We start from the raw sequence: 12,867 nt of genomic DNA, 5'->3' as shown, positions 1-12,867 counted from the left end.
CGCGGAAAGCGCACGTGGACGGCGGATTGGGCCACGCATGCAGCGCCGGGAGGCCAGCTTGAATACCGCACGGCGCCCCCCTGCCGCACCGTTTCGAGACTTCATGGGGTAGGCCCTGACCCACCGTTCCAATGCCGCCGGGCTGCGTTTCAACGCGTATAGGGTGGGCCCTGGCATACCGTGGCCCCCACGCTTGCCCCGGTTGCGGCGCGTTGGACAGCCACGGAGTTCAAGGTCCACCACGGTGATGACCTGCCCGACCGGGGCGCGGGTGAAGCCCTAGGTGGGCCGGAGCCCACCCTATGCGAGCGTCGCTGTGTTGCCGCTGCCGCAAACGACAACGCCCGGCACAAGGCCGGGCGTTGTGGGAACTACAGGCTGGCGCTCGCCTCAGAAGGTGAAGCGCGGGCCGACGAAGTACTGCTCGGCGCCGTCACCGAAGCGAACGTCGGCCACCAGACCCCAGCTCGGGTTGAAGTTGTACTGGCCGCCGATGCGGCCGTAGTAGTCGCCACCACCGCCCTGCGGACGCTCGTAGCCGGCGTAGAGATAGCCCTCGAAGCTGGGCGCCAGCTGGCTGCGCACGCCGACTTCAGTGAAGTAGGACTCGCCGTCGAAGGACAGGTCGAACGGGCCGCTGAAGTCGAAGTTGCGGTAGCCGAGACGGGCCACGAGGTCGGTGCTCTGGCTCAGCTCCTGGTTGTAGCCGAAGCCCAGAGTCCAGCTGTCAACATCGGACTCCACGAGATCGATGTCCAGAGTCTCGTAGCCGCCGAACGCATGGAAACGCGAGCCGAGCGCAACCGAACCGTTGAGGGCGGCGCCGTCGACCTTCGCGCCGAGGCCGTTGACGCGGGTATAGCCGCCTTCAACGTAGCTGTAGGACAGATCGCTGGCGCTGGCGGCCACCGGCAGGAGAGCCAGCAGACCGAGGGTGACGAGGGAACGCTTCATGGGTGAAACCTCCGTGTGTTTGTCAGGTGGCCTCTGCGGGTGCAGAAGCACGGCCCGGATTCATTCCGGGCGCTGCGGGGATGGCGGGGACACTTGGCTCGCCGCCGTCCCGAGGGGCAGCGGGGCGGAGTCTTGCCATCGGCAATTGACGACCGGCTGAACACGCAGGCGCGCGCCTGATTCACGATCACTTCTGATTCAGACTGCCGCGCTGGGAACCGCACGACCGTTGCCTCGGGCCGCAGCGCGCTCCGAATCTTCGTGCCCCCAACAGGCAGCTGGCTGCCGCAGCCGGCAGAACACGCCGTCGCCGCCGCCGCAACGGGCCGGATCGGGCAGGATGCGTTCCCCACCTCCCAGCGCATGCGCCCCATGGAAAGCGAGGATTTCGCCGAGCGCCTGCAGACCCGCACAGCCGTGATGCTGGATCGCCGCTCCCCGCCCGGGCTGCTGCGCTCGACCTGCGAAGACCTGTTCAACGAATGCATGGCACTCGCCGGCGAGCTCTCGGAGCAGGCCAGCGCGCTGGCCTCGGGCAAGGCCCTGTCGGCGCTGGAGGCGGCGCGCTGCCTGCTCGATTTCCAGCGCAGCGTGGTGCTGCTGCGCGCGGCCGATGCGGCGATCCAGCGACGACTGCAGCAGGCGGACACGGCCTGCCTGCTGTATGCCGGCTGCGGGCCGTTTGCCAGCCTGGTGCTGCCGCTGCTGGCCCGCTATCCGGCCGAACGCCTGCGAGTCTGCCTGCTGGACGTACATGCGGATTCGCTGGCCAGCGCCGAGGCCCTGTGTGCTGCGGCGGGCGTGGCCGACCGGCTGCTACCCAGCCGCTGCGGCGATGCGGCGACGCTCCGGCTGCCAACCGACATGGCGGTCGACGTGCTCGTCGCAGAGCTGATGCAGCGCGCGCTGGCCCATGAGCCGCAGCTGGCCGTGCTGGCGAACCTGCTGCCGCAGTGCGCGCCGAATGTGGCACTGGTGCCTGCGCGTATCCGGGTCAGCGCGGCGCTGGCCGACCTCGCGCGCGAGTTCGACCCCGATGCCGAGCGCCTGCGGATCGCGCTGGGCGAACTCGTGGAGCTCTCGCAGCGCAGCGTGCCTGATCTGGCAGAGCGCCTCGCCGATGGCCGCGTCGACTGCCCGGACGTGCTGATTCCGCGCGCGATTCCGCAGGGCTTGTCGCTGATCCTGCGCACCCGCATCGAAGCCAGCGAGGTCGATGTGCTGGACGACTACGACTCGGGGCTCACCCATCCGCTGGTGCTGCACGCACTGGGCGCCATGCGCGGCGGCGAGCGCTTCGCCTGCCGCTATCGGCTGGGCAGCGATCCGGGCTTTGAGATCGTGCGCACGGTGGACGCAGAGCCGGCCGACGCATGAGTCACATGCGCCGGCCGGCCAAGCTCGATAGGGGCGAAGTCGGCCTGTAAGCCGGGTTCTGTCGAGGACCGTCATTCCTCTAGGCCCTGCATCACCGCAGGGCTCAAGCAACCTACCCGAAGGCAACGCGGGCCGCGCCAACGCCTTCCTATTTGGTCTTGCTCCGGATGGGGTTTGCCGTGCCGTCCCTGTTGCCAGGTCCGCGGTGCGCTCTTACCGCACCGTTTCACCCTTACCACGCATGTCTTGCGACACCGTTCGGCGGTCTGTTCTCTGTTGCACTTTCCGTCGGCTCGCGCCGCCCAGGCGTTACCTGGCATCCCGCCCTGTGGAGCCCGGACTTTCCTCGAAGGTGGCAAGCACCCTCGCGACGATCCGGCCAACTTCGCGGCGCGCAGTGTACGCGCTAAAGTGACGCAGCCGCTGAACCCGCGGCTCCGCCTTCGCTGGCAGCCGCGTACAGCGCCTTGCGCGGCGCGCCCGAGAGCTCGGCCGCGAGCTTGGCGGCCTTCGAAGCCGGCAGGTGCTCGCGCAGCACCGCGAAGATGCGCTGGCCCTCGCGCAGCGCGGCATCACTGTCTTCGGGCGCGCCCTCGATCATCAGCACGAACTCGCCGCGCTGCTGGTTGGGATCGGCCCGCAAGGCCTCGACCAGCTGCGGCAGGCGGCCGTCGAGCACGGTCTCGAAGAGCTTGGTGAGCTCACGCGCGATCACCGCGCGACGGGCCTCGCCGAACACCGTGGCGGCGTCCTCCAGGGATTCGAGGATGCGGTGGCTGGACTCGTAGAACACGAGCGTACGTGGCTCGCCCAGCAGGGCCTGCAGGCGCTCTCGGCGCGCGCCGGACTTGGCCGGCAGGAAACCTTCGAAAGCGAAACGATCGGACGGCAGGCCCGCCACCGACAGCGCGGCGATCGCCGCGCAGGGCCCGGGCACCGGGCTCACCTTCAGGCCGGCCGCACGCGCGGCGCAGACCAGGCGGAAACCGGGATCGCTGATCAAGGGCGTGCCGGCATCGGAGACGAGCGCGATCTGCTCGCCCGCGCGCAGCCGCGCCAGCACCGCCTCGACCTGGGCCGACTCGTTGTGCTCGTGCAGGGCCAGCAGGGGACGCTTCAAGCCCTTCGCAGCCAGCAGTTGCTGGGTGTGGCGGGTGTCCTCGGCGCAGATCAGGTCGGCCTCGGCCAACACCTGCTGCGCGCGCGGGGACAGGTCATCGAGATGGCCGATGGGCGTGGCGACGACGTGGAGGCAGCCGTTTGAAGGCACGGGATTGGGGATTCGGGAGTGGGGATTCGTGGGGCGCGGCGACAGGCTCAAGGCTGCGCTGCGAGGGACCGCCATGCTAACCGTTGCGGGCGCATGCATGGCTCGGAGACGATCCTCGTGTGCACGAAAGGCATCGGTTCCTGAATCCCGAATCCCCAATCCCCAATCCCCGCTCTTACACTCCGCGTTCCGAGTCTGCCGCCGAGCCCCAGCCCATGCGCCGTCTGCGCCCCCTGTTCTGCGCCCTTCTGATCGCCACCGCCCTGAGCGGCTGCGACAGCACGCCGACCCGCGCCTCGACCTCGCCCGAGCAGGAGATGGCCGAGCGCCTGTATGCCGAGGGCGACTTCCCGATGGCGGCACAGGCCTTTCTCGATGCGGCCAAGCGTTCGCGCGCGCAACGCGATCTGCTGACCCTGCGCGCCGCCGAGGCCTGGCGCGAGGATGGGCAGATCGAGCAGGCGCGGCCGCTGGTGGCGAACGTCGGCGAGCGTCGTCTCGATGCCGATGGTCTGCTGCGCCTCAATCTGCTGCGCGCCGAGCTGGCCATCGCCGACCGCAATCCGCAGCGCGCGCTGGACGTGCTCGGCCAGCCCATCGAGGCGGTGCCGGAAGCGCAGCGCGATCGGGTGTATTTCCTGCGCGCCCAGGCCTATGCCGGGCTCGACCGCCCCTTCGAAGCGGCGCGTGAGCGAGCTGCGCTCGAAGCCTGGCTGCCGGAGGGCGAGCGCGCCGAGAACGCCCAGGCCATCACCTCCCTGCTCGGCCAGATGCGCCCCGCCGAGCTGCAGCGCGCGAGTGCCGCCCTGCGCCGCGGTGAGCCGCTGTACGACCACGCCGCGCGCCAGCTGCGCTCGCTGGGCTTGGCGATGCCGTCTGGGTCCGGCGTTGCCATCGTCTCCCCGGACCAACGCGCCCGCCGCGTCGCCCTGCTGCTGCCGCGCAGCGGCCCGCTGGCGGCCGCCGGCGAAGCCGTGCGCGACGGCTTCATGTCCGCCTACTACGCCGATGCCGGCGAACGCCCCGAAGTGGTGCTGTACGACGCCGGCGACAGCGTCGAGCAGAACCTGCAGGCCTTCCGCGAGGCCAGCGCCGACGGCGCCGAACGCATCGTCGGCCCGCTCTCGCGCGAAGCCGTGGGCGCGCTGTTCGAGATGGGCACCCTGCAGGTGCCGGTGCTGGCGCTGAACCGCGGCACGGTCACCCCGCCCCCCGGCAGCCAGAGTTTCGCGCTCAGCCCCGAAGACGAAGGCGTCGCCGCGGCCGAGCGCCTGCTGGCACTGGGCTACCGTCGCATTCTTGTTGCCAACGGCGGCGACGAGCATGCGCGTCGCGTGCTGGCCGCTCTGCTGCCAACCTTCGCCCGCGGCGGCGGCAGCGTGGTGACCGAGATCCAGCTGCCCGAGGGCAGCCCGGACTACTCGGCGGAGATCCAGCGTGCCATCGCCACAGCCGGCACGCGCACACCGGAGATCCAACCGGAAACCCCGGATCGATCGGGTGCCGTGCTGGTGGATGTGGACGCCATCTACCTCGCCCTGCGCTTCGAGCAGGCGCGCCTGCTGGTGCCACAGCTGCGCTCGGCCGGCATTTTTGATCGCCCGCTGCTGGCCAGCTCGCAGATCCGCGGCGCCGATGCCGGCGCCCGCCCCGAGCGCGATTTCGACGGCATCGAGTTCACCGAACTGCCCTGGCTGCTGGGCGCCAGCGGCCCCGGCCTGCCAGCGCAGGACGACACCCGCCGCCTCGGCACCGCGCAGGGCGCCTCCGCACGGCTGTTCGCCTTCGGCCTCGACGCCTACCGCGTGCTGGCCGCGCTGCCGGCGCTGGCGCGCATGCCGGGCAGCGCCATCGAGGGCGCCAGCGGCAGCCTGAGCCTCGACGAGTTCGGCCAGATCCAGCGCCGCCCAGGCTGGGGCCGATTCCAGGGCGGCCGCGCCCAGCGCATTCCTGGCGAAGAGACGGGCCTGCTGCTCGATGGCAGCGCCGGTCACCGCTGAGGGCGCACGCCGCGAAGCCCAGGCACGCGCGCATCTGGAGGCGCAGGGCCTGCGCTTCCGCGCCGCCAACGTGCGCTACCGCTTCGGCGAGCTTGACCTGGTGATGGAGGCCGGCGAGATGCTGGTCTTCGTCGAGGTGCGCTACCGCCGCAGCGGCAGCCACGGCGGGGCGCTGGCCTCGATCGGGGCGGCCAAGCGCCAGCGCCTGTGGCAGGCCGCCCAGGCCTATCTGGCGGCGAACCCGGCGCTGGCCAAGCGTCCCTGCCGCTTCGACGTGGTCGCCATCGAAGGCCAGGGCGCGAGTGAGCGCCTGCACTGGCTGCAACATGTGCTCGAATCGGCCTGAGAATCGCGCTTCCGACGAACTCTCCGCGATGACCTTTGTCGCCTTGCCGCACCACTGAACGCTCGCGCATCATCCGGGGCCCTTCTCAAGCCCCGAAGCACGCGCCCATGAGCACTCCGCAGTACCCCGAATTCATCTGGCAGAACGGCGCGATCAAGCCCTGGGCCGAGGCCACCACGCACGTGATGGCACATGCCCTGCACTACGGCTCGTCCGTGTTCGAGGGCATCCGCAGCTACGAGACGCCGAACGGCCCGGCGATCTTCCGCCTCACCGACCATCTGGTGCGGCTGTTCCATTCGGCGAAGATCTACGACATCCCCATGCCCTACGACCTCGCCACGCTGGCCCAGGCCTGCCGTGAGGTGCTGAAGCGCAACGGCCTTGGCAAGGGCTATCTGCGGCCAGTGGCCTATCGTGGCCTGGGCGGCTTCGGCCTGTCTGCCGACTGCCCCACGGACGTCGCCGTGGCCGCCTGGAACATGGGCGCCTACCTCGGCGCCGGCGTGCTGGAGCAGGGCATCGACGCCTGCGTGTCGAGCTGGCAGCGGATGGCGCCGAACACCATCCCGACCGGCGCCAAGGCCGGCGGCAACTACCTTTCCGGCCAGCTGATCGCGCGCGAGGCGCGGCGTCTGGGCTTCGGCGAGGGCATCGCCCTGGCCTCGACCGGCCTGCTCAGCGAAGGCGCGGGCGAGAACCTGTTCCTGGTCTTCAACGGCGCCCTGCACACGACGCCGGCCTCGGCGGCGATCCTCAACGGCATCACCCGCCACAGCATCATGACGCTCGCCCGCGAGCACGGCATCGAGGTGGTCGAACGCGACATGCCGCGCGAGTACCTGTACCTGTGCGACGAACTGTTCATGTGCGGTACCGCCGCCGAGATCACCCCGATCCGCAGCGTTGACGGCAAGCCGGTTGGCAGCGGCAAGCCCGGCCCGGTCACGGCGCGCATCCAGGAGCTGTTCTTCGGCCTGTTCAATGGCCGCACGCCGGACCGCTACGGCTGGCTGGAAGCGGTGGGCTGAAGCCCGCCGCGGCCGCGACGGCCCCGCCTCCCGCCGCCGCGGCCGGCTTCACAACGTCACCGTCGTTGACGGTTCAGGTCTTGCATGCGACAGGGGCTCGCTGACCTCGACATTTGCCTGCCCCTGATGCCCTGCCCTGCCTGCCTTGCGGTTCCGGCTTTCTCCCGCACATCGCCGTGGCGCCTCGCGCTGCAGGCCTTGGCGAGCCTCGCCCTGGTATTGGGCCTGATGCGGGGCGCGCTGGCGGACAGCCCCGTGCCGCGACCGCTGGACCAGTACAACCTCGAGGTCTGGACCACCCGCGAGGGCCTGCCGCACAACACGGTCAACGCCATCGTCCAGAGCCCTGACGGCTACCTGTGGCTGGGCACCTGGGAGGGCGCGGTGCGCTACAGCGGCCTGCGCTTCCAGAATTTCGACTACAACGCCGGCACCGGCATGCTCGATTCGGGGGTGCGCGCGCTGGCGCTGGAGCCCGGCGGCGGGCTACTGGTCGCGGGATCACGCGGCGGCATCGTGCGCTTGGCCGATGGCCGCTGGGAGCGCCTGCCGGCAGCCCCCGCCCTGGTCACCGAAGTGCTGCGCGACCGCAGCGGCCGGCTCTGGGCCGGTACCGAGAACGGCGGTCTGATGCGGGTCGGCACCGACGGCACCCGCGAGCACTTCAGCGTCTCGCCCGAGACCGGCGGCGGCAGCGTCTACGCGCTGGCGGAGGATGCGCTGGGGCGGATCTGGGTCGGCACTTCGCGCGGCCTGATGCGCGCCCAGGACGAGCGCCTGCTGCCCGCACCGGATCGCGAAGGTGCGATCGGCGAGCGCCGCGTGCTCTCGCTGCTGCTGGGTCCGCAGGGCCACCTGCTGGTCGGCACCGAGCGCGGCCTGTTTTCCTCACGACAGCCGGTGGCGGCGGCAGCCGACCCTGACCTTGCCTTCGAGGCCATCGAGCCCGAGCTGGCCGCCTCGTCGATCAGCCGCCTGCTGCGCGACCGCCACGGCCAGCTGTGGATCGGCACGATCTCCGAGGGCCTGTTCCGTCGCAGCGGCGCAGTGCTGGACTCGCTGGACACGCTCAGCGGCCTGCCCAACAACCGCGTGCTGGCGCTTTTCGAGGACCGCGAGGGCAACCTCTGGGTCGGCACCAATGGCGGCCTGGTACGGCTGGGCTCGGCACCGTTCTCATCCCTGGTGCGCCGCCATGGGCTCGCCGATGACTTCGTGCGCAGCCTGCTGGAGCTGCCCGACGGCAGCCTGCTGGTCGGCACCAGCCACGGGCTCAGCCGCATCAACGGCCACGGCGTGCGTCCCTGGCCCGAGCCCGGCCGAGGCAGCGGCCAAGCCGGCGAGCTGGCCGAGCTCTCGGTGCTCAGTCTCGCCCGCAGCGCGCGCGGCGTTTGGATCGGCAGCTACCAGAGCGGCGCCCTGCGCGTGCAGGACAGCCGCGTGGCCGAACGCCTCGACCGCGCCTCGGGGCTGCCCTCGAACGAGGTTCGCGCCCTGCTCGAAACCGAGGACGGAGCGCTCTGGATCGGCACCACCCACGGCCTGGTCCTGCGCCGGGGCGGTGCGCAGCAGCTGTTCCTGCGCAGCGACGGCCTGCCCGGCGACTACATCGTCAGCCTGTTCGAGGATTCCGAAGGCGACCTCTGGGTCGGCACCGGAACGGGCCTCGGCCGCATCCGCGCTGGCGAGGTCGAGACCATCGACCTCGGCGGCGAGCTCGGCGTCGAGTCGGTGTTCGCCATGCACGAGGATCAGCGCGAACGCGCACTGTGGCTGGCGACGGATCGCGGCCTGCTGCGCTGGCGGCGCAGTGACGGCCGCATCGCAGCGGTGGGCCACGCCGCTGGCCTGCCCTTCGAGAAATTCTTCGCGGTGCTGCAGGATGCCGCCGGCGACCTCTGGCTGACCGGCAACCGCGGTGTGCTGCGCGTACCGAGCGCCGCAGCCCATGCCCATGCCAACGGCAGCGGCGAAGCGGTGCCCTACGAGCAGTTCACCGAGGCCGACGGCATGGCCAGCGCGCAGTGCAACGGTGGCTCCTCGCCGGCCGCCGTGCGCCGCGGCGACGACAGCCTGTGGATCGCCACCGCCCAGGGTGTCGCCTACATCACCCCGGCCCGCCTCGACGACTTCGCCGAACAGGCCCCGCCAGTGGTCATCGAGTCGGTGCTGGTCGATGGCCATGCGCTGGCGCCGTCCCCCGCACTGCAGCTGCCGGCCGGCACCGGCCGCATCGAGATCGGCTTCACCGGTTTGGCCTTCGTGATGCCCCAGCGCGTGCGCTACCGCTACCGGCTGGAGGGCTTCGACGAGGACTGGGTGGAGCGCGGCGAACAGCGCAGCGCGGTGTTCACCAACCTCGGCCCCGGCGAGTACAGCCTGCGCGTGCAGGCCGCGCATCCCAACGGGCCCTGGAGCGAAGGCTCCGCCCGCATCGACTTCGAGATCGCTCCGCAGCTGTGGCAGCGCCCCTGGGCCTGGCTGCTGCTGGCGGCCGGCGCTGCCCTCTTCGTGCAGCGCCTCCTTCAGCGCCGGCTGCGACGGGTGACGCACAACGAACTGCGCCTGCGCGAGCTGGTCGAGCAGCGCACCGCCGACCTGCGTCTGCAGGCGCAGCGCCTGCAGGAAGCCGATCGCGAGAAGAACCAGCTGATGCAGCAGCTGCGCCAGCAGGCCGACGCTTTCGAGCGCCAGGCCCGCGAGGACGCGCTGACCGGGCTGGCCAACCGCCGCGCCTTCGACGAGCTGCTGGCCTACGAGTTCGCCCGCGCCGGCCGCAGCGAGCAGCCGCTGTGCGTGGCCCTGGTCGATCTCGACCAGTTCAAGCGCGTCAACGATGAGCTCTCACACGCCGCCGGGGACGCTGTACTGCGCGCTGTGGCAGAGCGCATGCGCGCGCTCTGCCGCGACATCGACACGGTGGCGCGCTGGGGCGGCGAGGAGTTCGCCCTGCTGCTGCCGAACACCCGCCTGTCGGACGCGCTGGCGGTGTGCGAGCGCGTCCGCGCCGGCATCGAGCGGCTGGAGCTCGACATGATCGCCCCGGGCCTGCGCATCACAATCAGCATCGGCCTGGCCTCGCACGAGGGCCACGCCGACTACGACCGCATGCTGTCGCAGGCCGATGCGGCCCTGTACTCGGCCAAACAGTCCGGCCGCAATCGCGTGGCCTGCTGAAATGCACGCGAACGCGCCCCTCACTACGCCGGTCCGCCACGGCCTTTCGGCAGTCGACAGGGCGTGGCGATTCGGGGGTAGCATGCCTGCCGATTGGCGTATCAGTGAACTTTCCATGCAGACCGGATCCGAGTTCGCGCCATGAGCCCACATCGCACGCCTAACGGCACCGAGCCGACCCGCGGCGCCCCCTCCGAGCTCGCCCGCGAGACCCTGAAGCGCCTCGCCAGCCTGCGCCTGCCGCCCACGCCCGAGAACTACACCCGCATCTACCAGCAGATCAGCGGCGAGACGCCTGCGGACGCGTTTCCGGAAGAATCCCTGCGCGCCCTGGTGAACGCCTTGCCCCGCGGCACCCCGGCCCTGCTCAACCTGGCGCGCCAGTGCGAGCGCGCCCTGGTTCAGGGCAGCTGGAGCGAGCTGCGCAGCGCGCTCAGCCAGGGACTGCTGGAAGTGGTCGACGCCGAACTGCCTTGGGCCTCGCTGCTGCTGGAAACCCTGCGCGAATTGGACCCCGATCGCGCCGGCGCCCAGCGCGGCCTGCGCCAACTGCAGTTGCTGCAGCTGCTGGCCCAGCCGATGGAGGCCGCCCAGCTGCACCGGCGCATGGATGCCCTGGTCCGCGACTGGCGCAGCCGCCGCCAGAGCGAGCCGCGCGAGGAAGCCGCGAATACCCCCACCGAAGGTCTGCACGAGCTGCTGGCCGGCCTGCTGCGCGAGGGCATCGCACCCCTGCTGGAGAGCCAGCCGGCGCTCGCCCACGAAGCGCGTCTGCTCGCCGCCCAGCTGCGCGATTCCCAGGGCGAGTTCGACCTGCAGGCGCTGGGCCAGCAGCTGCACCGCTTCCAGCGCGGGCTGGAGCTGGCCGGGCAAAGCGAAGCCGCCCTGCGCGACGCCCTCATCGACCTGCTGCGACTCATCATCGACAACATCCGCCTGCTGGTCACCGACGACCACTGGCTGCACGGCCAGCTCGGCCTGCTGGCCGAATCCCTGCAGGGCCAGCTCGACGTGCGCGTGCTGGAGGAAGTCGGCCGCCGCCTGCGCAAGGTCATCGAGAAGCAGCGCCATCTGGCCCGCCAGATCTCCGATGCCCAGCAGCGACTCAAGGCCCTGCTCGCCGGCTTCATCAGCCGCTTGGGCGAGTTGACCGACAGCACCTCCAGCTACCACGAGGTGCTGGACGACTGCGCCACCCGCATCAGCCAAGCCGACAGCCTGGATGCTCTGGCCGACGTGGTCAGCCTGCTGCTGGTGCGCACCCGCGAAACCCGCGAAACCGCGGCACGCTCGGCCGCCGAACTCTCCGAACTGCGCGAACAGGTCGAAACCGCCAACCAGAGCGTGCTGGTGCTGCAGCGCGAGCTGGAGGAAACCAGCCAACTGGTGCGCCTCGACCCGCTGACCGGCGCGCTCAACCGCAAGGGCCTCGACGAAGTACTTGAGCGCGAGATAGCGCGCATGCAACGCCTCGGCACCCAGCTCTGCCTGGTCGTGCTCGACGTCGACAACTTCAAGGCGATCAACGACAGCCACGGCCACCTGGTCGGCGACGAAGTGCTGCGCCACATCGCCACCGTGCTGCGCGAAACCCTGCGCGGCAACGACTCGGTGGTGCGCTTCGGCGGCGAAGAGTTCGTGCTGCTGCTGCCTGGCGTCGGTGTGGAAGAAGCGAGCAACGTCGTGCAGCGCCTGCAGCGCGAACTGACCCGCCGCTTCTTCCTCGCCAACACCCAGAAGCTGCTGCTCACCTTCAGCGCCGGCATCACCGCTTTCGCTCAGGGCGAACACCCCAGCGAAGTCATCGACCGCGCCGACAAGGCCATGTACGCGGCCAAGCACGCGGGCAAGAACCGGGTGATGGTGGTGGAGGCTTGAGAGTGAGGAAGCTCGTCTGCGCGGCACTGCCGCGCGAGCCGACGACCGCCCGAGCGCTGCGCGCGAAGGCCGCGCGGGGATTGGGGATTGGGGACTCGCAGCTCACCCCTGCCGCAACGGTGAGACGCACAGGCGGTCAGTAGAGCGTGATTGCAGGCGACCACCCTCAACCAGTCGAAGGTCGGCTGACACCAGCCTCAGCGGACGCGCTGAAAATAGTCCCACCAAGACTCTTTTCCCCAACTGGTGTTCCGATCGAGAAGACCGGCGTCGCCTGCGCAATCACGAACGGCACGGGTTTCAGTAGATTCGGGAACGCTACTCCATGCCTCATCGAGCCGTGCGCCTTGGCAGTCGATTGCCGCGCAGGGCAACGGTGCGATCAAAGCGGCGGCTGCGAAGAGGTATCTCATTTCGCCCAACTACTATTAGACGAAAGCCGTCCTGATAACACCGCCGCACAATCTGGAGCCATGCGCGCAGGCCTGAGAAATCTCCTAGCTCAATCAGGGCCTCATGCCGGGCATTCTGCCTATCACGTCGGCCTAATCTGGCGGCCTTTCGTGGAAGCCCTGCCGGCGCGGGATGCTTGCATCGCGATGTGACGAAGGCAAGTGCGCTGGCTGCGCGGGTGGGCTTCAGATGCGCGGATGCCATGCCCGCCTACGCCGCCGAAGCGCCTTGGAGCGGGCGCCGGCGCTGGCCCCGGTCGATCCCGCGCCACCAAGTCACATCTGGGCAGTGACAAGCCCGCTCGCCAGCTGCGCCCAAGCCAGGGCTCGAGCCTTATCTCTCAGTCCGCGCTCGTCAATCAGACCTCCGGCGGAAACACGT

At 70.2% G+C, this 12,867-nt stretch carries 8 protein-coding genes and 1 other RNA gene; 6 read left to right on the top strand and 3 right to left on the bottom strand.

Going from position 1 to position 12,867, the window contains the following annotated elements:
* Positions 1-390: 390 nt before the first annotated feature.
* Positions 391-954 (bottom strand): diffusible signal factor-reguated Ax21 faimly protein, encoded by a 564-nt coding sequence (locus tag BLP83_RS09100; RefSeq protein WP_091241661.1) that lies wholly within the window; start codon positions 952-954, stop codon positions 391-393.
* Between the two features lie 372 nt (positions 955-1,326).
* Between BLP83_RS09100 and BLP83_RS09095 the strand changes: the two genes are divergently transcribed.
* Positions 1,327-2,331: an SAM-dependent methyltransferase gene (locus tag BLP83_RS09095; RefSeq protein ID WP_091241658.1), complete on the top strand. Its 1,005-nt coding sequence runs from the start codon at positions 1,327-1,329 to the stop codon at positions 2,329-2,331.
* Between the two features lie 31 nt (positions 2,332-2,362).
* Here BLP83_RS09095 and rnpB read toward each other — a convergent pair.
* Positions 2,363-2,718: RNase P RNA component class A (gene rnpB / locus BLP83_RS09090), an RNA gene on the bottom strand.
* 19 nt (positions 2,719-2,737) lie between these two features.
* Positions 2,738-3,601: a 16S rRNA (cytidine(1402)-2'-O)-methyltransferase gene (gene rsmI / locus BLP83_RS09085; protein ID WP_176764087.1), complete on the bottom strand. Its 864-nt coding sequence runs from the start codon at positions 3,599-3,601 to the stop codon at positions 2,738-2,740.
* Between the two features lie 215 nt (positions 3,602-3,816).
* Here rsmI and BLP83_RS09080 point away from each other — a divergent pair, with 215 nt between their 5' ends.
* From BLP83_RS09080 to BLP83_RS09060, 5 genes are all read left to right on the top strand, one after another.
* Positions 3,817-5,601, top strand: coding sequence for a penicillin-binding protein activator (locus tag BLP83_RS09080; RefSeq protein ID WP_091241652.1), 1,785 nt, complete (start codon positions 3,817-3,819; stop codon positions 5,599-5,601).
* Positions 5,579-5,947, top strand: coding sequence for a YraN family protein (locus BLP83_RS09075; protein WP_091241649.1), 369 nt, complete (start codon positions 5,579-5,581; stop codon positions 5,945-5,947). Before BLP83_RS09080 ends, BLP83_RS09075 begins: the two co-directional genes overlap by 23 nt.
* Positions 5,948-6,054: 107 nt before the next feature.
* Complete coding sequence (locus tag BLP83_RS09070; protein ID WP_091241646.1) at positions 6,055-6,978, top strand: branched-chain amino acid transaminase; 924 nt, start codon at positions 6,055-6,057, stop codon at positions 6,976-6,978.
* Positions 6,979-7,176: 198 nt separating this feature from the next.
* Positions 7,177-10,155 (top strand): ligand-binding sensor domain-containing diguanylate cyclase, encoded by a 2,979-nt coding sequence (locus BLP83_RS19235; RefSeq protein ID WP_143006626.1) that lies wholly within the window; start codon positions 7,177-7,179, stop codon positions 10,153-10,155.
* A 141-nt stretch (positions 10,156-10,296) separates the two neighbouring features.
* The gene (locus BLP83_RS09060) at positions 10,297-12,033 is read left to right on the top strand and encodes a GGDEF domain-containing protein (protein ID WP_091241640.1); all 1,737 of its coding nucleotides are present in this window, start codon (positions 10,297-10,299) and stop codon (positions 12,031-12,033) included.
* The last annotated feature ends 834 nt before the right edge of the window (positions 12,034-12,867 follow it).

The organism is Aquimonas voraii (assembly GCF_900101825.1).
Classification (GTDB): domain Bacteria; phylum Pseudomonadota; class Gammaproteobacteria; order Xanthomonadales; family Xanthomonadaceae; genus Aquimonas; species Aquimonas voraii.
Note: the sequence above shows the minus strand (reverse complement) of the source record. Positions and strands in the feature narration are given on the sequence as shown.